Source organism: Aeromonas sp. 84A (genome assembly GCF_051919345.1).
Lineage (GTDB): Bacteria > Pseudomonadota > Gammaproteobacteria > Enterobacterales > Aeromonadaceae > Aeromonas > Aeromonas veronii.
The window spans coordinates 48,109-69,999 of the sequence record NZ_JBQBEW010000001.1 but is presented as its reverse complement, the minus strand read 5'-3'; the positions used below and the strand labels follow the sequence as shown (position 1 = coordinate 69,999).

The window sequence follows — 21,891 nt, the reverse complement described above, 5'->3', positions numbered from 1 at the left end:
CCTCTCTTGTTATCCCTCGATGATGCGCAACTGACCATCCCGGAAGCGGGAGGCCTGATCCGTCGGTGTGCTGCCGAAGAAGCGCTTGTACTCCCGGCTGAATTGGGAGTTGCTCTCGTAACCGACTCTGGCTGCCGCGGTGCCCGCCTTGATGCCATCGTGCAGCATCATCATCCGCGCCTTGTGCAGGCGAAACGACTTGATGTACTGCAACGGCGAGGTAGCGGTAACCGCCTTGAAGTGGTGGTGAAAGGCGGAGACGCTCATGTTCACCTCCCGCGCCAGCTCCTCCATGGTGAGGTTGTCGGCATAACGGGACTCTATCATACGCAGCACCCGGGCGATCTGGCCCACATGGTTGTGGCGATTGGCGAGCGCTTGCAGCGCCGGGCCGCCCCCCTCGGTGAGGGCGTGGAACAGCATCTCCCGCACCGTCTGCGGTCCCAGCACCCTGGCGTGCAGCGGGTTGTCCATCAGCTCGATCAGTCGCTCGGCAGCGCAGAACATGGTTTCCGACAGGGGGACCGAGTGGACGCCGCTCTTTTGCGGCGCGGGGGCGGGCAGGGCATCGCCAAGCTCCAGCAGCAGCTCTTGCAGGGTGACCAGATCGATCTCGATGGTAAAACCGATAAGCGGCTGCTCGGGGGAGGCGAAGCACTCGCACTCGCAGGGGAGCGGCAGGGTCATCAGCAGATAGTGGTTGGGGTCGTAGCGAAACACCTGATCCGCCAGATAACCCACCTTGTGCCCCTGCAGGATTACGATCATTCGCGGTTGGTAGAGCACCGGGGTGCGGCCATGGTGTTCGGTGGTATAGATGAGGTTGACCTGTTTCACAGGTGATGGGGTGATGCCGGGGGCGGTGACGTGGCGGGTCAATCTGGTTGCGAGGTCGCTGTAACGGTTTTGCATGGGGGCTCTTTGATTCGACAGTTCCGGTTTTCGCTGCTTTGTAGAAATAGGCAAGAATCAAGCAGGATGTTGTCTTGATGATAGGGTGGTTCTGGAGAAAAATGCAATCACGATTTCGCGGCCAGGCCGCCCTGACTATCAGAAGAAGGCAATGTCGATGAACAATTTTACTCTCCATACCCCGACCAAAATCCTGTTCGGCCAAGGGCAGATCGCCCAGTTGCGGGAGCAGCTCCCGAGCGATGCCCGCGTCATGATCACCTATGGCGGCGGCAGCGTGGTACGCAGCGGCTTGCTGGAACAGATCCGTAACGAGCTGGCTGGCATGACCCTGTTTGAATTTGGCGGCATCGAACCGAACCCGGCCTACGAGACCCTGATGGGGGCCGTGGAGCTGGCCCGTGCCGAGCGGGTCGACTTCCTGCTCGCCGTTGGTGGTGGTTCCGTGCTCGATGGCACCAAGTTTATCGCTGCTGCCGCGCACTACGATCTGGCCAAGGATCCCTGGCACATTCTCGAGACCGTCGGCAGCGAAGTGCGTTCAGCCATCCCGCTCGGTTCCGTGCTGACCCTGCCGGCGACCGGTTCCGAAATGAACATGGGCGCCGTCATCACCCGTCGCAGCAGTGGCGACAAGGTGCACTTCTTCTCGCCGTTCGTGATGCCGCGTTTCGCCGTGCTGGATCCGGTGCTCACCTACACCCTGCCCGAGCGTCAGGTGGCGAACGGGGTAGTGGATGCGTTCGTCCACATCGTGGAGCAGTACCTCACCTATCCGGTTAATGCCAAGGTGCAGGATCGCTTCGCTGAAGGCTTGCTGCTGACCCTGATCGAAGAGGGCCCCAAGGCGCTGGCCGAGCCGCAGAACTACGAGGTACGCGCCAACATCATGTGGAGCGCCACCATGGCGTTGAACGGCCTGATCGGTGCCGGTGTGCCGCAGGATTGGGCCACCCACATGCTGGGTCACGAGCTGACTGCCCTGCACGGCCTCGACCACGCCCAGACTCTGGCGGTGGTGCTGCCTGCCCTGCTGCAGGCCAAGCGCAAACAGAAACATGCCAAGCTGCTGCAATACGCAGAGCGGGTGTGGGGTCTGCACAGCGGCAGCGAAGCGGAGCGCATCGACGATGCCATCGCCGCGACCCGCGACTTCTTCGAGCGGATGGGGGTCAAGACCCGACTGCGCGACTACGGTCTGAAAGATCTGGGTATCGACACCCTGATCGGCAAGCTGGGTGAGCACGGCATGACCCGTCTGGGCGAGCACAGCGACATCGATCTGGTGCAGAGTCAGCATATTTATGAAGCGGCCTGGTAAGGGCCGCCAATCGGTGCCAAACGGGCGAAACGATTGAATTGCCGGGGTCCTCTCCCGCCAGCTGGCGGCTGAGTGGCCCCGCTTTTGTTGGGAAAATGTTACTTTTCGGCGTTTCGCTGCGAGAAGTGCGACGAAAGCGGATTTCGTAAGAACAAAAAACGCTAAGATAGAGGGCCGGTAAAACATTTTTTTTGACTGGTTGGATCACTTTTTTCAGCCGTTTTTACTGGTATAAGCCTCTAATTTGGTTTGTTTTTTTTAATCGTAGCCAGGGATGGGCTGAATTCTGTACGAGTGCCGTCGGGACTGCGGTTGTAATAAAACTCCAAAATTTGATACTAATCACCTTCGCGCCTGAAAAGCGGGGGCCTGACCATGACAGGAGGTTGAGGTAAAGCCTACTGATTTTCATAACAAAGAGCCCTGGACCTGCACTTTGGTCATGTCTTGTTTCGTCAGAAGTGAGACACTGGGCAGCGATTGTTTATTAACCATCAGGGAATAGTCATGCAGATTGGAATACCGAGAGAGAGTCTCGCCGGTGAGACCCGGGTCGCAGCGACCCCGGCTACCGTCGAGCAGCTGAAAAAGCTCGGCTTCGAGGTCGCCATCGAGACCGGCGCAGGCCTGTCGGCCAGCTTCGATGATGCCGCCTTCGAGGCTGCCGGTGCCAGCGTGGTGCCGAATGTCTGGCAAGCCGACCTTATCTTCAAGGTCAATGCGCCGACCGATGCCGAGATCGCACAAATTAAAGATGGCGCCACTCTGGTGAGCTTCATCTGGCCTGCCCAGACCCCTGAGCTGGTCAAGAAGCTGTCCGAGCGCAACATCAATGTGATGGCGATGGATATGGTGCCGCGGATCTCCCGTGCCCAGTCCCTCGATGCCCTCTCCTCCATGGCCAACATCGGTGGCTATCGCGCCGTGGTTGAAGCTGCGCACCAGTTCGGTCGCTTCTTCACCGGTCAAATCACCGCAGCCGGTAAAGTGCCGCCTGCCAAGGTACTGGTGATCGGTGCCGGTGTTGCCGGTCTGGCTGCCATCGGTACGGCCGGTTCCCTTGGCGCCATCGTGCGTGCGTTCGATACCCGTCTGGAAGTGGCCGAGCAGATCGAATCCATGGGTGGGGAATTCCTCAAGCTGGACTTCGGTGGCGAAGACGGCGCATCCAGCGATGGTTACGCCAAAGTCATGTCCGATGAGTTCATCAAGGCCGAGATGGAGCTGTTCGCCCAGCAGGCCAAAGAGGTGGATATCATCATCACCACCGCCCTGATCCCGGGCAAGCCGGCTCCCAAGCTGATCACCAAAGAGATGGTCGACAGCATGAAGCCGGGCTCCGTCATCGTGGACATGGCCGCTCAGGCTGGCGGTAACTGTGAATACACAGTGCCGGGTGAGCTGCATGTCACCGACAACGGCGTCAAGGTGATTGGTTACACCGATCTGCCGGGTCGTCTGCCTGCCCAATCCTCCCAGCTCTACGGTACCAACCTGGTCAACCTGATGAAGCTGATGTGCAAGGAGAAGGACGGCAACGTCGCCATCGACTTCGAGGACGTGGTTCAGCGCAACATGACGGTGATCCAGGCCGGTGAAGTGACCTTCCCGCCGCCCGCCATCTCCGTCTCTGCTGCCCCGCAGAAACCGGCCGCCGCCAAACCAGCCGCCAAGAAGGAAGAGGCCAAGCCTTCCAACAAGAAGTTCGTGTTCGGTGCCCTCGGCATCGCCGCCTTCGGCTGGATCGCCTCCGTTGCCCCGGCAGCCTTCCTCTCCCACTTCACCGTATTCATCCTGGCCTGTGTGGTCGGTTACTACGTGGTGTGGAACGTATCGCACGCCCTGCACACGCCGCTGATGTCGGTCACCAATGCCATCTCCGGCATTATCGTGGTCGGTGCCCTGCTGCAGATCGGGCAAGGGTCGACTCTGGTTACCGCATTGGCCTTCATCGCCGTGCTGATTGCCAGTATCAACATCTTCGGCGGCTTCACCGTCACTCAGCGCATGCTGAAGATGTTCCGTAAGGATTAAGGGGGTTTAACGTGTCTCAAGGACTGGTAACAGCATCCTATATCGTTGCCGCCGTGCTCTTCATCCTCAGTCTCGCGGGACTGTCGAAGCAAGAAACGGCCAAGCATGGCAACTTGTTCGGTATCGCGGGTATGGCTATCGCCCTGCTCGCCACCGTATTCAACCCGGAGACCAGTGGCGTTCACTGGATCATCCTGGCCATGGTGATCGGCGGTGCCATCGGCGTGCGTCTGGCGCTCAAGGTCGAAATGACCGAGATGCCCGAGCTGGTGGCCGTGCTGCACAGCTTCGTGGGTATGGCGGCAGTGCTGGTGGGCTTCAACAGCTTCATCGATCTGCACCCCTCTGCCCCTGCTGAGGTTGTCGTCTCCGTCGGTTCCAATCTGGATGCCACGCTGGCAGCCGCCCGTGCGGCGTTCGAGCAGGCCAACAGCGTTGCTCAGGTCGAGCACCTGACCGGCGCCATGCTGAACATCCACTTGGTCGAGATCTTCCTGGGCGTCTTCATCGGTGCCGTAACCTTTACCGGTTCCGTGGTTGCCTTCGGCAAACTGCGTGGTCTCATCTCCTCCAAGCCGCTGATGCTGCCGCACCGCCACAAGCTGAACCTGCTGGCCGTGGTCGCTTCTCTGGCGCTGATGGTCTACTTCGTCAACGCGGGCGGCTCTACCTTCGCCCTGCTGGTGATGACCCTGATCGCCTTCGCCTTCGGCTGGCATCTGGTTGCCTCCATCGGTGGCGCCGACATGCCGGTGGTAGTTTCCATGCTGAACTCCTACTCCGGTTGGGCGGCGGCAGCGGCGGGCTTCATGCTCTCCAACGACCTGCTGATCGTCACCGGTGCCCTGGTGGGCTCCTCCGGTGCGATCCTCTCTTACATCATGTGCAAGGCGATGAACCGCTCCTTCATCTCCGTGATCGCCGGTGGCTTCGGCTCCGATGGCGTGGCCTCCACGGCTGATCAGGAGATGGGCGAATACCGCGAAACCAGCGCCGAGGAAGTGGCTGACCTGCTGAAAAACTCCAGCTCCGTCATCATCACCCCGGGCTACGGCATGGCGGTGGCGCAGGCCCAGTATCCGGTGGCTGAAATCACCCAGAAGCTGCGTGATCGTGGCGTCAAGGTGCGTTTCGGTATCCACCCGGTTGCCGGTCGTCTGCCTGGCCACATGAACGTGCTGCTGGCGGAAGCGAAAGTCCCGTATGACATCGTTCTGGAAATGGACGAGATCAACGACGATTTCGCCGACACCGACACCGTGCTGGTGATCGGTGCCAACGACACCGTTAACCCAGCCGCGATGGAAGATCCGGGCAGCCCGATCGCCGGTATGCCGGTGCTGGAAGTATGGAAAGCGCAGAACGTCATCGGCTTCAAGCGTTCCATGAATACTGGCTACGCCGGTGTCCAGAACCCGCTGTTCTTCAAGGAAAATACCCAGATGCTGTTTGGCGATGCCAAGGCCAGCGTCGAGGCAATCCTGAAAGCACTGTAAGTGCCATTTAGAGAGTGAATATCAAGGAGGCTTCGGCCTCCTTTTTTATTGCCCATCCCTTGTATATCCTCAATCCATACGGACCATGAGGGATCTCCATGATGTGGTGTCAGGGTTGGCGAAGGATCGGGTTGTACGGCTGGCTGCTGGCCTCCCTGTTTGGTGCTGGTTCGGCCGTGGCGACGAACGAGCCGCCGACTCTGACGCTGCTGACCGAGCTGTGGCCCCCTTATGTGATGCGTGGTGACAATGGCGAGCTGGCTGGCGCCGATCTCGATCTGGCCTGTACCGTGTTGCGCCAGATGGGTTATCGCACCGAAATAAGGGTGTTGCCCTGGAAGCGGGTATTGCAGCAGGCCCGTCTCAGGCAGGGGGATGCTGTGCTAGACGTTTTCTTTGAGCCTTCCCGTCAGCACTGGCTTCACTACCCTGAAGAGCCGCTCTCTTACAGCGGCGAAGTGCTCTTCTATCCGGCAGCTCGCCCGGTGGATTTCAGGCAGCTCTCCGATCTCAAAGGGCTGCGGATCGGTATTCAGGAAGACTATGCCTACAGCTCCGATTTTCTGACCGATCCCGAGGTGATACGGGTACCGATGACCGGTGAGGGGAATGCCGTCAAGCAGTTGCATCTGATGATGGCCGGTCGGCTGGACGGGGTAGTGCTCAACGAACGGGTTGGTCACTATCTGCTGCACACTCAGGGGCTGCAGGATCAGGTGGATCATGGCATGCGCCTGCTGACCGACGACAACCGCAATTTCCTCGCGTTTACCCACAAGCCAGGCCACGACCAGCTGGCCATCCGCTTTTCTTCCACCCTCAAGGCATTCAAAAAAACTGCTGCCTACAAGCAACTACTGGCCCGCTACCATCTCTAGGCAGCCCCTCCGTCTGTGCGTTACATCACAATTTGTCGCGCTTTGTTAAAAGATGGGCATAATGGCGCTGAAAAAGCGATGTTGCGCAACTTAATTTGATTTTATTGATATTAAAATCAAATTAAGTTGATTGGTATGGGCTGTCATCAGACGGCCACCTCTCTCGCGACGCCACGGCGACGCGTTCCTGCTTGATGCTGACCCAGTGTCACCCTTTTTTACCATGCTGTTGCCTGTGGCGATGACAGGTATTGCACTACCAAGATGAGAATGCACAGATGAAACCACAATGGACCGACTTTGTTACCCTGCTCAAGCGTGAAGTGGTGCCGGCCCTGGGCTGTACCGAGCCGATGTCGGTGGCGCTGGCGGCGGCCAACTGCCGCAAGCTGCTGGGGGTGACCCCGACCCGCATCAGCGTCTGGGTCAGTGGCAATCTGTTCAAGAACGGCATGGGAGTCGGGGTGCCGGGCACCGGCATGATCGGTCTGCCGGTCGCTGCTGCGGTCGGCATCACAGGGGGCAACCCAGATGCCGGGCTGGAGGTGCTCAAGACCCTCACACCAGAACAGGTGGAAGCGGCCAAGGCGCTGCTGCCGGTCATCAAGGTGGATGTGAAGGATGTGCCGGACGTGCTCTACGCCGAGGTGCTGGCCGAAGTGGAGGGCCATAGCGCCCGGGTGGTGATCTGCACCGACCACACCCGCATCATCCTGATGGAGAAGGATGGCGAGGTGCTGATGGAGCAGGCCAGTGCCCCCGGCGTGCAGATCCAGCCGGCCAAATCCACCAAACCGGCCATGACCCTGAGGGAGATCGTCGATTTTGCATTGGAAGTGCCGCTGGCGGAGATCGACTTTATCCGCGAGGCCGCCACCATGAATCAGGCGCTGGCGGACGAAGGGTTGCAGGGTTACGGCCTGAAGATCGGTAAGATCCTCACCGAGCAGGTGGAGCGCAAGCTGCTCTCCGATGACCTGATGACCCTGGCTATGCGCCTCTCCTCCGCCGCCTCCGATGCGCGGATGGATGGTGCCATGCTGCCCGCCATGTCCAACTCCGGTTCCGGAAATCAGGGCATTGCCGCCACCATGCCGGTGGTCGCGGCCGCCCGCTTCCTCAAGGCGAGCGACGAGCAGCTGACCCGGGCACTGGTGATGAGCCATCTGGTGGCCATCTACATCAAGACCTATCAGAACAAGCTGTCGGCCCTCTGCGCCGCCAGTACCGCCGCCATGGGTGCCGGTGCCGCCATTACTTGGCTGCTGGGCGGCCAGTATCAGCAGATCAGCCACTGCATCAACAACATGATTGGCGATGTCTCCGGCATCATCTGCGACGGCGCGGGCAGCGCCTGCTCCATGAAGGTCTCCACTTCCACCTCGGCGGCGGTTAAGTCTTCGCTGATGGCCATCAACAACCTGCATGTGCCCCAGAGCGAGGGGATCGTCTCCGATGACGTGGATCAGACCATCGCCAATCTGGGCCGCCTCTCCAAAGAGGGGATGCTGGATACCGACATCGAAATCATCAACATCATGCGAGCGAAACAGCAGAAGCAGTGAATCTGTGACAAGGGGGCGATAGACCCCCTTGTTCTTGTCACGACGGCGCAGACCGTCTGACACGGTTGCCAGGGCAAGCATGGCGCTTGCTCTTGTTTCTCGGGCCCAAGCCCGCTTTTTGGGGAGTCATACCATGACATTTAGCGTTATCGGCAATCTGGCCATCGCCGCCATCTTGCTGTTCTTTCTCTACCGGTTACAGGAAAAACATGTGAGCTTCACCCGCCGGGTATTTGCCGGTCTGGGGCTCGGTATTCTGTTCGGCGCCGCGTTGCAACTGCTTTACGGTGCTGGTTCGTCCGTCATTGTTCAGACCATCGACTATCTGGATATTGTGGGTAGCGGCTATGTGAAGCTGCTGCAGATGATCATCATCCCGCTGATCATGGTCTCCATCATCAGCGCCATTCTCAAGCTCAATGGCGGCACTGCGCTGGGCAAGATCAGCGCCATGACCATAGGCGTGCTGATCTTCACCACCGCCATCGCCGCCGGGGCGGGCATCCTGATGTCCAACCTGTTTGGCCTGACTGCTGAAGGGCTCACCTCCGGTGCCGCCGAGAGCGCTCGTGGCGCCGCGCTGCAGACCACCCTCGGCAGCGTCGAGAGCATGTCGTTCGCCAAGATGATGCTTGAGTTCATTCCCGCCAACCCCTTCCTCGACATGACCGGGGCGCGCAAGACCTCCACCATCGCTGTGGTGATCTTCTCCATCTTCATCGGCCTCTCCGCTACCGGCATCGCCCGCAAGAAGCCGGAGATCTTCGCCAGCTTCAGCCACTTCGTGGCTGTGGCTCATGCCATCGTGATGCGAATGGTGACTCTGGTGCTGCGCCTGACCCCGTTCGGCGTGCTGGCGCTGATGACCAAGGTGGTCTCCGGTTCCAACTATGCTGACATCCTCAACCTGCTCAGCTTTGTGATGGCCTCTTACGGCGCCATCGCCATCATGTTTGTCGTGCACCTGCTGCTGGTGAGCATGGTCGGCATCAACCCGCTGCGCTTCCTCAAGAAGATCACGCCGGTGCTGGCGTTTGCTTTCACCTCGCGCACCAGTGCGGGCTCCATCCCGATGAACGTGCAGACCCAGACCAAGTCGCTGGGTATTCCTGAGGGGATCGCCAACTTCGCCGCCTCCTTTGGTTCCACCATCGGCCAGAACGGCTGTGCCGGTATCTATCCGGCCATGCTGGCCGTGATGATTGCCCCGACCGTCGGGGTTAACCCGATGGATCCCGGTTTTATCATGACTCTGATCGCCATCATCACCGTCAGCTCCTTCGGGGTGGCCGGCATTGGCGGTGGCGCCACCTTTGCTGCGCTGATCGTGCTCTCCGCGCTTGACTTCCCGGTGGCGCTGGCCGGTCTGCTCATCTCCATCGAGCCGCTGATCGACATGGGCCGTACCGCGCTCAACGTCTCCGGCTCCATCACCGCAGGGACGGTCACCAGCCGCCTGATGGGCGAGACCGACATGCATGTGTTCAACAGCGATCACGAAGTGAGTCTGGACGGCGAAGAGTCCACCGTCTGATTTGCTGTCGGTTGATCTGCTCGTGGAAAGGGGTGACTCTTTCCCGTCATAGACCGCAGGGAGGGCATGCCCTCCCTGCGCCATTGAGAGGAAAAACAATGAGAATTCTGATCATCGGTGGCGAAGCTGCCGGTATGAGTGCGGCCGCCAAGGCGCGCCGTCTGGCCAAAGATGCCGAAATCGTGGTGTATGAGGCCTCCGAGGTGATCTCTTTCGGTGCCTGCGGCCTGCCTTACTTTGTCGGCGATGAGTTTCAGGAGCCCGGCTACATGGCCGAGTTCACCCCCGAGCAGTTCGCCGCCAAGGGGATCGAGGTCAAGATAGGTCATCGGGTGCTGAGCGTTGACGCGGCTGCCCAGACTCTGGTGGTGGAGCACAACGGCGACACCTTCACCGACCGCTACGATCGGCTGATGATCGCCACCGGTGCCCGCGAAGTGATGCCCCCCATCCCCGGTCTGCAGCAGCAAGGGGTATTCGGTCTGCGCCGGATGGCCGACGGGCTGGCGCTCAAAGCTGCGGTGCAAGACAAGAGTAATCGCCGCGCTGTGGTGATCGGCTCCGGCTTTATCGGGTTGGAGGTGGTCGAGGCGCTGGTCCATCAGGGCAAAGAGGTGCGTCTCATCGAGCTGGCGGATCGAGTCATCCCCGACGCGTTTGATGGCGAGATCACCCAGCACATCGAAATCGAACTGCGCGAGCAGGGGGTCTCCCTCCATCTGGGTGAGCGAGTTGAAGCACTGCTGGGGGATGGCCGGGTGACCGGCGTGCGTACCAGCCAGGGCGAGTACGAGGCCGATATCGTGGTGGTCTGCACCGGGGTCAAGCCCAACACCGAGTTTCTGGCCGATACCGGCATCGAGCGACTCGGCAACGGCGCCATCAAGGTGGATCGTCAGGGGCGCAGCTCGCTGGCCAACGTCTGGTCGGCCGGTGATTGTGCCAGCGTCTGGCATAGCGTGAAGCAGCAGCAGGTCTATGTGCCGCTCGCCACCATCGCCAACAAGCTGGGGCGCATGGTGGGTGAGAACCTGGCCGGTGCCGAGCAGACGTTCCCGGGCACTCTCGGCTCTGCCGCGCTCAAGGTGTTGGGGCTGGAGGCGGGCCGAACCGGCCTCTCCGAGCAGGAAGCCAGGGCGATGGGCATCGACTATCGCACCGTGGTGATCAAGGACAAGTGCCACACCAACTACTGCCCGGGTCAGTCCGACATTCACGTCAAACTGGTCTATGAGGCGGGCAGCAAGCGGCTGCTGGGCGGCCAGATCCTCGGTCGCAAGGGGGCGGTCCACCGCATCGACGCGCTGGCAGTGGCCATCACCATGGGGGTGACCACCGAGCAGCTCGGCATGCTGGACTTTGCCTACGCGCCGCCCTTCTCCCGCACCTGGGATGCCCTGAACGTGGCGGGTAACGTCGCGAAGTAAGCGTTGCGATGACGGCGTTGGGAAGGCGCCGTTACGCTGCCCTGGTCTGCAGAGCCTCTGCGGGTAATATCAGTGGCTAAATTGCAGCGATAAAAAAACCGATGCCAAGGCATCGGTTTTTTATTACCGGTTTATCCGTATCACTCAGCCACGGCCGAGGCGGTTCTCCGGGTAGTTCTTGGCCAGCACTTCGCGGGCATGCTTGGCCAACTGCGGCATCTTCAGGGCGTCGTAAGACTCGACCATGATCTCCAGCGCCTTCTCGGTTTCGGCTGTGTCGGGGTAGGTTTCGACAATCAGCTTGGCCCGGTTGGCGGCCGCAACCAGTGCATCACGCTTCACATAATACTCGGCCACGCTCAGGTCATATCGGGCCAGACGATTCTTCAGGCCAATCATGCGGGCGCGGGCATCGGCGGCATAGACGCTGTTGGGGTAGTTCTGCAGCAGGGTCTTGAAGTCCTGGAATGCCTGACGGGCATAAGCCGGGTCTTTGTCGTCACGACCGATACCGAACAGGCTCTGGAAGAAATTGTAATCCGCCGCCATGTTGGTCAGGCCGCGCATATAGAAGACGTAATCGATATTTTTATGCGCCGGATTGAGGCGGATAAAACGGTCGATATTGGCGATCGCCTGAGCGGTATCATCTTGCTTGTAGTAGGCATAGATGAGGTCAAGCTGCACCTGATTAGAGTAGGCGCCGAACGGGTAGCGAGAGTCCAAAGCCTCCAGCAATTCAGTGGCTTGCACGTAATTGCCAACGTCCAGTTTGAGGCGTGCTTTCTGGTACAGGGTCTCCGGCGGTTCGTCGGGTACCTTGGGTTTGGTGCTGGAACAGCCTGTGATCAAGGTAGCGACCAAGGCGAGCGACATCAGCAGGTGAGACTTCTTTCCCATCAACAACATCCGGTCCATTTCCACGAAATTGGCAAAGTATCCGTTATGCTTGGCTAAAAGAAAAGCTAGAATACCCGGATTATTTCGAATTGATACCCCCCGCTCAAGAGACCATACATGAGCCAGCATATTGAACTGACAGGCGAATTCCAGGATCACCAATTCGGGCAGCGACTCGACCAGGCCCTGGCCGAATTGTTTCCAGACTACTCCCGCACCCGCATCAAGGAGTGGATTTTACAGGACAGAGTGACCCTGGACGGTCAGGTTGCCAACACCCCGCGCGAGAAGATTCTGGCCGGGCAACAGGTGCATGTGAATGTCGAGCTGGAAGATGATACCCGCTGGGATGCCCAGGATATCGAGCTCAACATCGTTTATGAAGATGAACACATTCTGGTGATCGACAAACCGGCCGGTCTGGTGGTTCACCCGGGCGCAGGTACGCCGGATGGCACCATCCTCAACGCCCTGCTGCACCGCTACCCCGGCATTGCCGAGGTGCCCCGCGCCGGTATCGTGCACCGTCTGGATAAAGACACCACAGGCTTGATGGTGGTTGCCAAAACCGTACCCGCCCAGACCCATCTGGTGGAAGCGCTGCAGGCGCGCCAGATCACCCGTGAGTACGAAGCGATCGCCATCGGTCACATGACCGCCGGCGGCACCGTTGATGCGCCCATCGGCCGTCACCCGACCCAGCGTACCCACATGGCCGTGGTGCCCAATGGTCGTCCTTCCGTAACTCACTACCGGGTTCACGAGAAGTTCCGTGGCCATACCCGTCTGCGTCTGCGTCTGGAGACCGGCCGTACCCACCAGATCCGTGTCCACATGGCGCACATCAAACACCCGCTGGTGGGAGATCCCGCTTACGGTGGCCGTCTGCGCCCGCTGCGCAACGCGACCCCCGAGCTGACTCAGGCACTGCGCAACTTCAACCGTCAGGCGCTGCATGCCACCATGCTGCAACTGGCTCACCCCATCACGGGGGAAGTGATGCAGTGGCACTCAGCTACACCGCAAGACATGGTGGAGCTGATGGAAGTGCTGCGCGCGGATACTCTCGCCAATCCGGACGATCTGGTCTGGAACTGATGTGATCGGGCCTGCTGCGTCGGTTTCTGGCGTCATCCGGCCCGAACAGATGCCAAACGGGGTTCCCTTGCAGGAGCCCCGTTTTTATATCGGTGAATTGAAGGAGTCACAGATGAAATGGATCGAACCCGACTGGCCAGCCCCGGCGTGTGTCAGGGCGTTGTCGACCACCCGGGATGGCGGCGTCAGTGAAGGGGTCTTTGCCGGCCTCAATCTGGGCGCCCACGTGGGTGACGAACCGGCGCGAGTCGAGGCCAATCGCGCCCGCTTGCAGCAGGCGGCCGCTATCCCGGGGCCCCTTAACTGGCTTAATCAGGTGCACGGCACCGTGGTTCATCAGGTCAGCAGCCATTATCAGCAAGCACCGGATGCCGATGCCGCTTGCGCCCATGAGGCGGATCAGGCCTGCATCGTGATGACCGCCGACTGTCTGCCGGTGTTGTTTTGCGATCGGGCGGGTACCGTGGTCGCAGCGGCCCACGCAGGTTGGCGTGGACTGAAAGAGGGTGTGCTGGAGGCGAGCATCGCCGCCATGGGCTGCGAGCCGGGCGAGGTCCTGGCCTGGCTGGGCCCGGCCATCGGCCCCACAGCATTTGAAGTGGGTAGCGAGGTGCGCGAGGCCTTTATGGCTGAGCAGGCTGAAGCGGTCGCGGCATTCGTCCCTTCGTCCAACGACGGCAAATGGTTGGCGGATATCTATCAGCTGGCCCGGCTGCGTCTTGCCCGCGCCGGCGTCACCGCCGTCTATGGTGGCGAATACTGCACCTTCAGCGACAGCGAGCAGTTCTACTCTTATCGTCGCAACGGCCAGACCGGCCGGATGGCCTCCCTCATCTGGCTGGCGTCCTGATGAAGCTCCCCGCCCTGCATCTGGCAAGGGTGGGGATCCCGCTCTTGCCTCGTCTTGCAGAAAAAATAACCAGTATCGCCCCTTGAAATAGCCCGTACGGGCCTCATCTTTCATCTCAGAAAGTTATGTTGTTTGCCGCGCAAGCGGCGTCTGCCTGTTTGAAGGGGGAGTGCAATGCGCCTCGATCGCCTTACCAGCAAATTCCAGATTGCTATTTCCGATGCCCAGTCTCTTGCGCTGGGTCGTGACCACCAATTCATCGAACCCGTTCATCTGATGACCGCACTGGTCAATCAGGATGGCGGCTCTATCCGTCCGCTGCTCACCCTGACCGGGATGGATATCAACGCCCTGCGCTCCCGCCTTGGCGAGGAGCTGGATCGCCTGCCGCGCGTCAGCGGTGTGGAAGGGGACGTGCAGCTCTCCAACGGCCTCGGCCGCCTGCTCAACGTCTGCGACAAGCTGGCCCAGCAGCGCAAGGATCAGTTCATCTCCTCCGAACTGTTCGTGCTGGCTGCCCTCGACGACAAGGGAACGCTGGGTGAGCTGCTGCGCGCCCAGGGGCTGACCAAGGAGAAACTCGAAGCGGCCATCGACAAGGTGCGTGGCGGCAAGAAGGTGGAGGATGCCAACGCCGAGGAGAACCGTCAGGCGCTGGAGAAGTACACCATCGATCTGACCGAGCGGGCCGAAATCGGCAAGCTCGACCCGGTGATCGGCCGTGATGACGAGATCCGCCGCACCATTCAGGTGCTGCAACGCCGCACCAAGAACAACCCCGTGCTGATCGGTGCTCCCGGTGTCGGTAAAACCGCCATCGTCGAGGGGCTGGCCCAGCGCATCATCAACGGCGAAGTGCCGGAAGGGCTCAAGAACAAGCGGGTGCTGTCGCTGGACATGGGGGCGCTGGTGGCCGGTGCCAAGTATCGCGGCGAGTTTGAAGAGCGGCTCAAGGCCGTACTGACCGATCTCGCCAAGGAGGAGGGCAACGTCATCCTCTTTATCGACGAGTTGCACACCATGGTCGGCGCCGGCAAGGGCGAAGGGGCCATGGATGCGGGCAACATGCTCAAGCCTGCGCTGGCCCGTGGCGACCTGCACTGCGTCGGTGCCACCACCCTGGATGAGTACCGTCAGTACATCGAGAAGGATGCGGCCCTCGAGCGTCGTTTCCAGAAGGTGCTGGTGGAGGAGCCGAGCGTGGAGGATACCATCGCCATCCTGCGCGGCCTGAAAGAGCGTTACGAGCTGCACCACCATGTGCAGATCACCGACCCTGCCATCGTGGCGGCGGCCCAGCTGTCGCACCGCTACATTGCGGATCGCCAGTTGCCGGACAAGGCCATCGACCTTATCGACGAGGCGGCGGCCAGCATCCGGTTGCAGATCGACTCCAAGCCGGAGGCGCTCGATCGCCTCGAGCGGCGCATCATCCAGCTCAAGCTGGAGCAGCAGGCGCTGATGAAGGAGGACGACGACGCCAGCCGCAAACGGCTGGAGCTGATCAATCAGGAGATTGGCGAAAAAGATCGGGAATACAACGAGCTGGACGAGGTATGGAAGGCCGAGAAGGCCGCTCTCGCCGGCACCCAGCATATCAAGGCTGCGCTGGAGCAGGCCCGTCAGGATCTCGATGTGGCGCGCCGCGCAGGCGACCTGGGCCGGATGTCCGAGCTGCAATACGGCCGTATTCCCGAGCTGGAGAAACAGCTGGATCTCGCCACTCAGGCGGAGATGCAGGAGACCAGTCTGCTGCGCAACCGGGTCACCGACGTGGAGATTGCAGACGTCCTGGCCCGCTGGACCGGTATTCCGGTCGCCCGCATGCTGGAAGGGGAGCGCGACAAGCTGCTGCGGATGGAAGATCAGCTGCACAGCCGGGTGATTGGTCAGGAAGAGGCGGTCGATGCGGTCTCCAACGCCATTCGCCGCTCCCGTGCCGGTCTATCCGACCCTAACCGCCCCATCGGCTCCTTCCTGTTCCTGGGGCCCACCGGGGTGGGCAAGACCGAGCTGTGCAAGGCGCTGGCCGAGTTCCTGTTCGATACCCAGGATGCCATGGTGCGGATCGATATGTCCGAGTTCATGGAGAAACACAGCGTGGCCCGTCTGGTGGGGGCGCCTCCCGGATACGTGGGTTATGAAGAGGGCGGTTATCTGACCGAGGCGGTGCGCCGTCGTCCCTACTCGGTGATCCTGCTGGACGAGGTGGAGAAGGCGCATCCGGATGTGTTCAACATCCTGTTGCAGGTGCTCGATGATGGCCGCCTGACCGATGGTCAGGGTCGGACCGTCGATTTCCGCAACTCGGTGGTGATCATGACCTCCAACCTCGGGTCGGATCTGATTCAGGAGCACCACTCCGAGAAGGATTACGACGAGATGAAGGCCATGCTGATGGATGTGCTGACCCGCAGTTTCCGGCCGGAATTTATCAACCGGATCGACGAGACGGTGGTGTTCCATCCGCTTGGCGAGGATCACATCAAGTCCATCGCCCGCATCCAGCTCAAGAGCCTGATGGGCCGACTGGAGGCTCAGGGTTACGAGGTGGAGGTGAGCGAAGCGCTGCTCGAGAAGCTGGTGCATGCCGGGTTCGACCCCGTCTACGGGGCGCGGCCTCTCAAACGGGCGATCCAGCAGAAGGTGGAGAACCCGCTGGCGCAGGCGCTGCTCTCCGGCCGCATCGTGCCGGGCAAAAAACTGGTGCTGGGGGCCGACAGCAACGGCCTCACCATGACCCAGTAACCAGTCTCGCATCGATGTTTGCAACGCCAGCCCTCGGGCTGGCGTTGCCATATCTGGTGGCAGGGATTCGGGCGCAAAAAAAACGGCAATCCGAAGATTGCCGGGAGGAATGTAGTGAAGCGACCTGACGTGGGTTGAGCGGGTCGCAGGGGCAAGCCCCGATTTCGAAACAAAACCGCTAACGGCCTTGCGTCTTACAGCCTGCCGGGGATGCGCTCGCTCAACCCCGACGGCCACCTGCCTGTTGCCATGCCGGCTGAGATGTCGCCGGCATGGCCTTCATTCGTTACAGCATGCCTTGCACGGCAGCTTTCATCTCGGCTGGCCAGACGCCAACCTGTACCTGACCGATATGCTCTTTTTGCAGCAACAGCATGGCCAGACGAGATTGGCCGATGCCGCCGCCGATGGTCTGCGGCATCCGTGCGGCCAGCAGATCCTGATGCCAGTCGTACTGCAGGCGATCTTCATCGCCGGTGATGGCCAGCTGGCGGCGCAACGCCTCGGCGTCGACCCGGATCCCCATGGAGGAGATCTCGAAGCTGTCTTGCAGCACCGGGTTCCACACCAGAATGTCGCCGTTCAGACCTGCCAGACCCAGCTCGTTGTGGCTGCTCCAGTCGTCATAGTCCGGGGCGCGCACATCGTGACGCTCACCGTGGGAGAGGGCACCGCCGATGCCGATCAGGAACACGGCCCCCAGCTCTTTGGCGATGGCACGCTCGCGCCCCTTGGCATCGAGGTCCGGGTAACGGGCCAGCAGCTCTTCGCTGTGCAGGAACTGGATCTCGGCTGGCAGGAAGGGGGTCAGCTCATGTTCGGCGCAGACTGCGCGCTCGGTGGCCTTGATGGCGGCCCAGATGCCGCGCACGGTTTCTTGCAGATAGGCGAGATCGCGGCGCTCGCTCGGCATCACCTTCTCCCAGTCCCACTGATCCACGTAGACGGAGTGGATGGGGGTGAGGCGATCCTCGTCCGGACGCAGCGCCTTCATGTGGGTGTAGATCCCTTCGCCCGGGCCGAAGCCGAAGCGACCCAGGGTCTGGCGCTTCCATTTGGCGAGTGAATGGACCACTTCGTAGCTGTGCTCCGGCAGGGTCTTCACTTTGACCTGCACTGCATTCTCGTGGCCAGAGAGGTTGTCCTGAGTACCATCACCGACCCGGCTCAGAATGGGGGCTTGCACCTCCATCAGACCCAGTTGCTGGGCGAGTTGGCGGGAGAACATCTCTTTGACGAAGCTGATCTGCTGTTGGCTGCGAATGTAGTGCTGTTTCATGCTGAATTCCTGTTTCAAACCCCGTTGGATGTGGTGATTCTTCAACGGATTGCCAACTAAATTCAATAATCGATAATAGAAATAGGCTTTGTGTGTTTTTTTCTTCAAAATAAGCCGTCATTTAATGAGGTATCGTTAGCGGGAGTGCAAAAAAATGCCGGAAAATTACCGGATCGATAATCTCGATCAGGCCATCCTCACCGCCCTGATGGAGAATGCGCGTATTCCTTATGCCGAATTGGCCAAGCAGCTGGCGGTCAGCCCGGGCACCATCCATGTGCGGGTGGAGAAGATGAAGCAGGCGGGGATCATCGAGGGGACGCGGGTGCAGGTTAACCCCAAGAAGCTGGGCTATGACGTCTGTTGCTTTATCGGGATCAATCTGAAGAGCGCCAAGGATTACCCCTCGGCGCTGGCCAAGCTGCAGGCGCTGGACGAAGTGGTGGAGGCCTACTACACCACGGGCCACTACAGCATCTTCATGAAGGTGATGACCCGCTCCATCGACGAGCTGCAGATAGTGCTGATCAACAAGATCCAGACTATCGACGAGATCCAGTCCACTGAAACCCTGATCTCGCTGCAGAATCCGATCCTGCGGGACGTGAAACCTTGAGTCGGAGTGCATAAGGGGGAGGGCGTAGAGATCCATCTCCCGTGCGAAACCCTGACCCCTTGATCAGGGTTCGATATAGGGGATGGCGTACTTGTCGTAGAGGGCCTTGAGGCTGCCGTTGCGTTTCATGCGCAGCAGTTCGGCATCGTAGGCCGCCATCAGGGCGGGGGTTTGTGCATCCGCCCGTGCGCGGGCCCAGGTGTTGAAGTAGGGGCTGCTCTTGAGCGGTTTGGGCAGGTAATCGACCTTGCCTGTCAGCCCCTCCTCCTTGATTTGGGTGAAGGCGGTGACCAGCGGCATGGGCACGGTATCGATGCGTCCGGCCAGCAGTTTGCGCAGTTGCAGCTGGTTCATGGTGATCTCCTGAAACTGATAGGCAGGGTCGGTCATGGCCGCTGCCAGTTCAGGGGTGTAGGAGAAATCCTTGGTCACGCCGATGCGCCAGGGTTTGAGATCGGCCAGCGTTTCGTAGCGGATCTTCATCAGGTCCGCCTTGCGCACGAAGAAGTGCCAGCTGTGGCGAAGATGGGCCTGTTGGGGATAGATGAGATAACTCTCCCGCTCCGCCTTGTAGGAGTGGGTCATCACCAGATCGCAGGCGCCGGTTTCGGCATTGCGGGTGAGGCGGGCGCCGGAGTCGGCCAGCTCGATCCGAAAGGGCGTCTCCAGCTTGTCGAAGATGGCGGTGACGATATCGATATCGAGTCCGCGGGGTTTCTGATCGGCATCGAGATACTTGAGCGGGGGCTCCATGGTGCCGCAGATCACCAGCTCTTTGGCGGGCAATCCGAGTGGAAACAGCAACCAAAACAGGGGGATCACACGCAAACTACGTCTCCTGAGCCCGTTTGAAGATATTCCAAGACCTGATTCCAGTATATTGGATGGCACCTGATCCGTTAGAAGCGACTGTTTATGGCAAATCCTGAAATCGAAAGCCCGCTGGACGGGATCGACAAGTTGACCGTCTCGCTCTACCGCCTTGGCTTGAGTGCGGCTGCCCTGTTGCTGCTTTGCCGCGGTGCGGCGCTGCTGAGCGGGATGGCACTGCTCCCGTCGGCACAATGGTTGATGTCGCTGGCAGTGGCAAGCGCAATCTGCGGCTTCTCGCTGCATATCTACGACAAGCGGATTCGCCTGATTCTTCAGGGTTTTGGTTGGGGTGCACTGGCCCTGGCTGCGGTGGGGGCACCGGATGCGCTGGTGCTGGGCGCGGCCTTGGCGACCCTCTCCGGGCTGGCGTTCAAGGAGCAGTTTTGCTTCGCTATTCCCGGCATCAAGCTGGTGCCCGTATTGCTGCCGGCGTTATGGCTGCTGGAGTGGTTGCGGGTGGAGTGGGCCGCCGCACTGGTGGCGCTGGTATGCGGCGCCCTGTTGACCTTGCTGGCGCTGGCCAAGTGGCGGATGCCCCTGCACTTCGATATCGGTGACAAGGGGCGTTACCAGATCTAGGTCTGCTGGCACACCTTCATCTGCTGGTTGAGGGCCTGCATCACCTGACGGCGGCTGATTATGCCGATCACCTTGCCCTGTTGCAGCACCGGGTAGATCTTGGGCTTGGCATCGGCCATCTGGCGAGCCAGCTCCAGAATGCTCTCATCCGGCCCGACCGAGAGGGGCGAACGGTTCATCAGATCCTCCACCCGGGTGCGGGTATCGCAGTGGTAGCTGCCGGTGAGCAGGCTGGGGATGCAATCTTGTTCGGAAAGAAAGCCGATCAGCCGTTTCTGCTCATCCAGCACCGGCAGGCCGCCAAGACCCGATTGATGCAGGCGATCCAGCGCCTCGGCCAGGCCGAGTCCGGCAGTGAGAGAGTGGGTCAGGCGACCCATGTGGTGGTGTACTTTCAGCATGGTGGTGACTCCGCAAGAGGGGGGGGGGCCGCCACTATGACGCGGGTGGGTGGCCCGCGACCAATGGCTTGTGCCGCAGGGATTGATAGGCACAAGCCATCGGCGGTGATCCGCTGGCAGGCGGGCTTCGTTCATGCAAGACCATGAAAGGGAAAGGAGATCGTATGCGTGCATTGGTTACGGGCTGCGGCCGTCGACTCGGATTTTATCTCTGTGAACAGCTGGTGGCAGCGGGTTGGCAGGTGACGGGCAGTTATCGCAGCGAGCGGCCGGAGCTGGCCACGCTGGCGGCACTGGGGGTCGAGCTGGTGCAGGCGGATTTTGGTCGGGAAGAGGACGTTGGCAAGCTGATCGATGCGCTGGTGGCCCATCAGGATCTGACGCTGGTGATCCACAACGCCTCGGCCTTCGAGCCGCAGGCAACTGATCCGGCTGCGCAACTGGCCCAGTTCGAGCAGTTCTACCGGGTACACATGGCGGCCCCCTTCCAGCTAAACCGGGCGCTGGCCCCCCGGCTGGCCAGCAATCCCAACGCCAGCATCATTCACATCACCGATATCTATATCCATGCCCCGGCCCCCCGTTTTGCCAGCTATGTGGCCACCAAGGCAGGGGCCCATTCGCTGGCCATGAGCTTTGCCCGGGAGCTGGCGCCTGCGGTGCGGGTCAACACCATAGAGCCGGGGCCGATCCTGTTTCTCGATGAACATGACGAGAGCTGGCGCCAGCAGGTGTTGGCGAAAACACCGCTGGCGCGGGAGGGGGGGCTTGAGCCCATCTGGCAGGCGGTGCAGTTACTGATGGGGAACAGTTATATGACGGGGGCCAGCATCAAGGTGGATGGCGGGCGTGCGCTGGCCACCCTCTGAGGGGTTGCCGAGCACCAGCGGCCCCAGCCCGACCTGCCGGGTCAGCAGGCCTTTGCCGGGTTTGAGCTTGCCCGACGGGGCGGGGAGCGTCAATTGCAGCGCCACCTTGGGGTCATGTACCTCGCCATGGCCGTAGAGCTCGGCCAGCAGCTCCGCCAGATAGGAATCGACCTCTGCCGAGGCAAAGTCACCGCTCCTGTTGCTGGCCAGAATATCGATGTCGAGCGGCCGATCGTGCACCTTGCAGAGCGGATCGCTGCGATCCCGGCCGTGAGCTACTTCAAGGGCGATAAAGTGCTGCTTGAGGCGGGCGGCATCGAGCGGGCTCTCCACCACCAGCAGGCAGTTGAGAAAGTCGTGGCTGGAGTGCATTCCCACCGGCTTGGTGCGGATCACCGAACTCAGCCGCAGGGGGCCGACGTTCGCAAGCAGCTCGGCCAGCACCCGGCTGACATGGATGTGCGGGTCAAGATTGGAACCAATGCTACACAGATAGAACATGCTCACCTTC

The 21,891-nt window shown here is 60.6% G+C and carries 19 protein-coding genes; 13 read left to right on the top strand and 6 right to left on the bottom strand.

What is annotated here, in order from left to right:
* Positions 1–9 precede the first annotated feature (9 nt).
* On the bottom strand, positions 10–912 hold the full coding sequence (locus tag ACTG20_RS00335; protein WP_005339751.1) for an AraC family transcriptional regulator: 903 nt from the start codon (positions 910–912) through the stop codon (positions 10–12).
* A 157-nt stretch (positions 913–1,069) separates the two neighbouring features.
* Here ACTG20_RS00335 and yqhD point away from each other — a divergent pair, with 157 nt between their 5' ends.
* From yqhD to ACTG20_RS00300, 7 genes are all read left to right on the top strand, one after another.
* Entirely contained in the window at positions 1,070–2,233 is a 1,164-nt protein-coding gene (gene yqhD, locus ACTG20_RS00330) for an alcohol dehydrogenase (protein WP_194494714.1), read from the top strand.
* A 507-nt stretch (positions 2,234–2,740) separates the two neighbouring features.
* Entirely contained in the window at positions 2,741–4,267 is a 1,527-nt protein-coding gene (gene pntA / locus ACTG20_RS00325) for a Re/Si-specific NAD(P)(+) transhydrogenase subunit alpha (RefSeq protein ID WP_194494713.1), read from the top strand.
* An 11-nt stretch (positions 4,268–4,278) separates the two neighbouring features.
* Positions 4,279–5,763: a Re/Si-specific NAD(P)(+) transhydrogenase subunit beta gene (gene pntB, locus ACTG20_RS00320; protein WP_005339759.1), complete on the top strand. Its 1,485-nt coding sequence runs from the start codon at positions 4,279–4,281 to the stop codon at positions 5,761–5,763.
* A 98-nt stretch (positions 5,764–5,861) separates the two neighbouring features.
* On the top strand, positions 5,862–6,641 hold the full coding sequence (locus ACTG20_RS00315) for a substrate-binding periplasmic protein (RefSeq protein WP_194494712.1): 780 nt from the start codon (positions 5,862–5,864) through the stop codon (positions 6,639–6,641).
* A gap of 278 nt (positions 6,642–6,919) precedes the next feature.
* Entirely contained in the window at positions 6,920–8,206 is a 1,287-nt protein-coding gene (locus tag ACTG20_RS00310; protein ID WP_194494711.1) for an L-cysteine desulfidase family protein, read from the top strand.
* Between the two features lie 133 nt (positions 8,207–8,339).
* Positions 8,340–9,740: an L-cystine transporter gene (locus ACTG20_RS00305; protein ID WP_005339766.1), complete on the top strand. Its 1,401-nt coding sequence runs from the start codon at positions 8,340–8,342 to the stop codon at positions 9,738–9,740.
* Positions 9,741–9,838: 98 nt separating this feature from the next.
* Positions 9,839–11,167: a CoA-disulfide reductase gene (locus tag ACTG20_RS00300; protein ID WP_194494710.1), complete on the top strand. Its 1,329-nt coding sequence runs from the start codon at positions 9,839–9,841 to the stop codon at positions 11,165–11,167.
* 144 nt (positions 11,168–11,311) lie between these two features.
* Here the strand turns inward: ACTG20_RS00300 and ACTG20_RS00295 are convergent, their stop codons facing one another.
* Positions 11,312–12,067 (bottom strand): outer membrane protein assembly factor BamD, encoded by a 756-nt coding sequence (locus tag ACTG20_RS00295; RefSeq protein WP_005339769.1) that lies wholly within the window; start codon positions 12,065–12,067, stop codon positions 11,312–11,314.
* 117 nt (positions 12,068–12,184) lie between these two features.
* Between ACTG20_RS00295 and rluD the strand changes: the two genes are divergently transcribed.
* The 3 genes from rluD to clpB all read left to right on the top strand — a co-directional run bounded on the left by rluD (position 12,185) and on the right by clpB (position 16,763).
* Positions 12,185–13,165, top strand: a complete 981-nt coding sequence (gene rluD / locus ACTG20_RS00290; protein WP_005339771.1) for a 23S rRNA pseudouridine(1911/1915/1917) synthase RluD — start codon at positions 12,185–12,187, stop codon at positions 13,163–13,165.
* 112 nt (positions 13,166–13,277) lie between these two features.
* The gene (gene pgeF, locus ACTG20_RS00285) at positions 13,278–14,015 is read left to right on the top strand and encodes a peptidoglycan editing factor PgeF (protein ID WP_194494709.1); all 738 of its coding nucleotides are present in this window, start codon (positions 13,278–13,280) and stop codon (positions 14,013–14,015) included.
* A 174-nt stretch (positions 14,016–14,189) separates the two neighbouring features.
* Positions 14,190–16,763, top strand: coding sequence for an ATP-dependent chaperone ClpB (gene clpB / locus ACTG20_RS00280; protein ID WP_005339779.1), 2,574 nt, complete (start codon positions 14,190–14,192; stop codon positions 16,761–16,763).
* Positions 16,764–17,049: 286 nt separating this feature from the next.
* Here clpB and asnA read toward each other — a convergent pair whose 3' ends face one another.
* Positions 17,050–18,042, bottom strand: coding sequence for an aspartate--ammonia ligase (asnA, locus tag ACTG20_RS00275; RefSeq protein ID WP_194494708.1), 993 nt, complete (start codon positions 18,040–18,042; stop codon positions 17,050–17,052).
* Positions 18,043–18,196: 154 nt separating this feature from the next.
* On the opposite strand from asnA, the gene asnC reads away from it, so the two are divergent.
* The gene (gene asnC / locus ACTG20_RS00270; RefSeq protein ID WP_005339783.1) at positions 18,197–18,658 is read left to right on the top strand and encodes a transcriptional regulator AsnC; all 462 of its coding nucleotides are present in this window, start codon (positions 18,197–18,199) and stop codon (positions 18,656–18,658) included.
* 63 nt (positions 18,659–18,721) lie between these two features.
* Here the strand turns inward: asnC and ACTG20_RS00265 are convergent, their stop codons facing one another.
* Positions 18,722–19,486 (bottom strand): substrate-binding periplasmic protein, encoded by a 765-nt coding sequence (locus ACTG20_RS00265; RefSeq protein ID WP_058056216.1) that lies wholly within the window; start codon positions 19,484–19,486, stop codon positions 18,722–18,724.
* An 87-nt stretch (positions 19,487–19,573) separates the two neighbouring features.
* Between ACTG20_RS00265 and ACTG20_RS00260 the strand changes: the two genes are divergently transcribed.
* Positions 19,574–20,110 carry a DUF2301 domain-containing membrane protein gene (locus ACTG20_RS00260; protein WP_005357578.1) on the top strand — a complete coding sequence of 179 codons (537 nt, stop codon included), beginning with the start codon at positions 19,574–19,576 and terminating at the stop codon, positions 20,108–20,110.
* Here the strand turns inward: ACTG20_RS00260 and ACTG20_RS00255 are convergent.
* On the bottom strand, positions 20,107–20,511 hold the full coding sequence (locus ACTG20_RS00255) for a CBS domain-containing protein (RefSeq protein WP_129504900.1): 405 nt from the start codon (positions 20,509–20,511) through the stop codon (positions 20,107–20,109). The two genes, ACTG20_RS00260 and ACTG20_RS00255, sit on opposite strands and share 4 nt — an antisense overlap.
* A gap of 164 nt (positions 20,512–20,675) precedes the next feature.
* On the opposite strand from ACTG20_RS00255, the gene ACTG20_RS00250 reads away from it, so the two are divergent.
* Positions 20,676–21,380: an SDR family oxidoreductase gene (locus ACTG20_RS00250; RefSeq protein ID WP_194494707.1), complete on the top strand. Its 705-nt coding sequence runs from the start codon at positions 20,676–20,678 to the stop codon at positions 21,378–21,380.
* Here the strand turns inward: ACTG20_RS00250 and ACTG20_RS00245 are convergent.
* Complete coding sequence (locus tag ACTG20_RS00245; RefSeq protein WP_194494706.1) at positions 21,306–21,881, bottom strand: 2-amino-4-hydroxy-6-hydroxymethyldihydropteridine diphosphokinase; 576 nt, start codon at positions 21,879–21,881, stop codon at positions 21,306–21,308. The two genes, ACTG20_RS00250 and ACTG20_RS00245, sit on opposite strands and share 75 nt — an antisense overlap.
* Positions 21,882–21,891 lie beyond the last annotated feature (10 nt).

What these genes read in the sequence shown, in the direction of transcription:
- pgeF (WP_194494709.1), top strand. Translation starts at nt 13,278, where the DNA reads ATGAAATGGATCGAACCCGACTGGCCAGCCCCGGCGTGTGTCAGGGCG.
- ACTG20_RS00260 (WP_005357578.1), top strand. Translation starts at nt 19,574, where the DNA reads ATGGCAAATCCTGAAATCGAAAGCCCGCTGGACGGGATCGACAAGTTG.
- asnC (WP_005339783.1), top strand. Translation starts at nt 18,197, where the DNA reads ATGCCGGAAAATTACCGGATCGATAATCTCGATCAGGCCATCCTCACC.
- ACTG20_RS00250 (WP_194494707.1), top strand. Translation starts at nt 20,676, where the DNA reads ATGCGTGCATTGGTTACGGGCTGCGGCCGTCGACTCGGATTTTATCTC.
- ACTG20_RS00310 (WP_194494711.1), top strand. Translation starts at nt 6,920, where the DNA reads ATGAAACCACAATGGACCGACTTTGTTACCCTGCTCAAGCGTGAAGTG.
- ACTG20_RS00335 (WP_005339751.1), bottom strand. Translation starts at nt 912, where the DNA reads ATGCAAAACCGTTACAGCGACCTCGCAACCAGATTGACCCGCCACGTC.
- ACTG20_RS00245 (WP_194494706.1), bottom strand. Translation starts at nt 21,881, where the DNA reads ATGTTCTATCTGTGTAGCATTGGTTCCAATCTTGACCCGCACATCCAT.
- ACTG20_RS00300 (WP_194494710.1), top strand. Translation starts at nt 9,839, where the DNA reads ATGAGAATTCTGATCATCGGTGGCGAAGCTGCCGGTATGAGTGCGGCC.
- pntA (WP_194494713.1), top strand. Translation starts at nt 2,741, where the DNA reads ATGCAGATTGGAATACCGAGAGAGAGTCTCGCCGGTGAGACCCGGGTC.
- ACTG20_RS00295 (WP_005339769.1), bottom strand. Translation starts at nt 12,067, where the DNA reads ATGGGAAAGAAGTCTCACCTGCTGATGTCGCTCGCCTTGGTCGCTACC.
- ACTG20_RS00315 (WP_194494712.1), top strand. Translation starts at nt 5,862, where the DNA reads ATGATGTGGTGTCAGGGTTGGCGAAGGATCGGGTTGTACGGCTGGCTG.
- asnA (WP_194494708.1), bottom strand. Translation starts at nt 18,042, where the DNA reads ATGAAACAGCACTACATTCGCAGCCAACAGCAGATCAGCTTCGTCAAA.
- clpB (WP_005339779.1), top strand. Translation starts at nt 14,190, where the DNA reads ATGCGCCTCGATCGCCTTACCAGCAAATTCCAGATTGCTATTTCCGAT.
- ACTG20_RS00255 (WP_129504900.1), bottom strand. Translation starts at nt 20,511, where the DNA reads ATGCTGAAAGTACACCACCACATGGGTCGCCTGACCCACTCTCTCACT.
- ACTG20_RS00305 (WP_005339766.1), top strand. Translation starts at nt 8,340, where the DNA reads ATGACATTTAGCGTTATCGGCAATCTGGCCATCGCCGCCATCTTGCTG.
- rluD (WP_005339771.1), top strand. Translation starts at nt 12,185, where the DNA reads ATGAGCCAGCATATTGAACTGACAGGCGAATTCCAGGATCACCAATTC.
- yqhD (WP_194494714.1), top strand. Translation starts at nt 1,070, where the DNA reads ATGAACAATTTTACTCTCCATACCCCGACCAAAATCCTGTTCGGCCAA.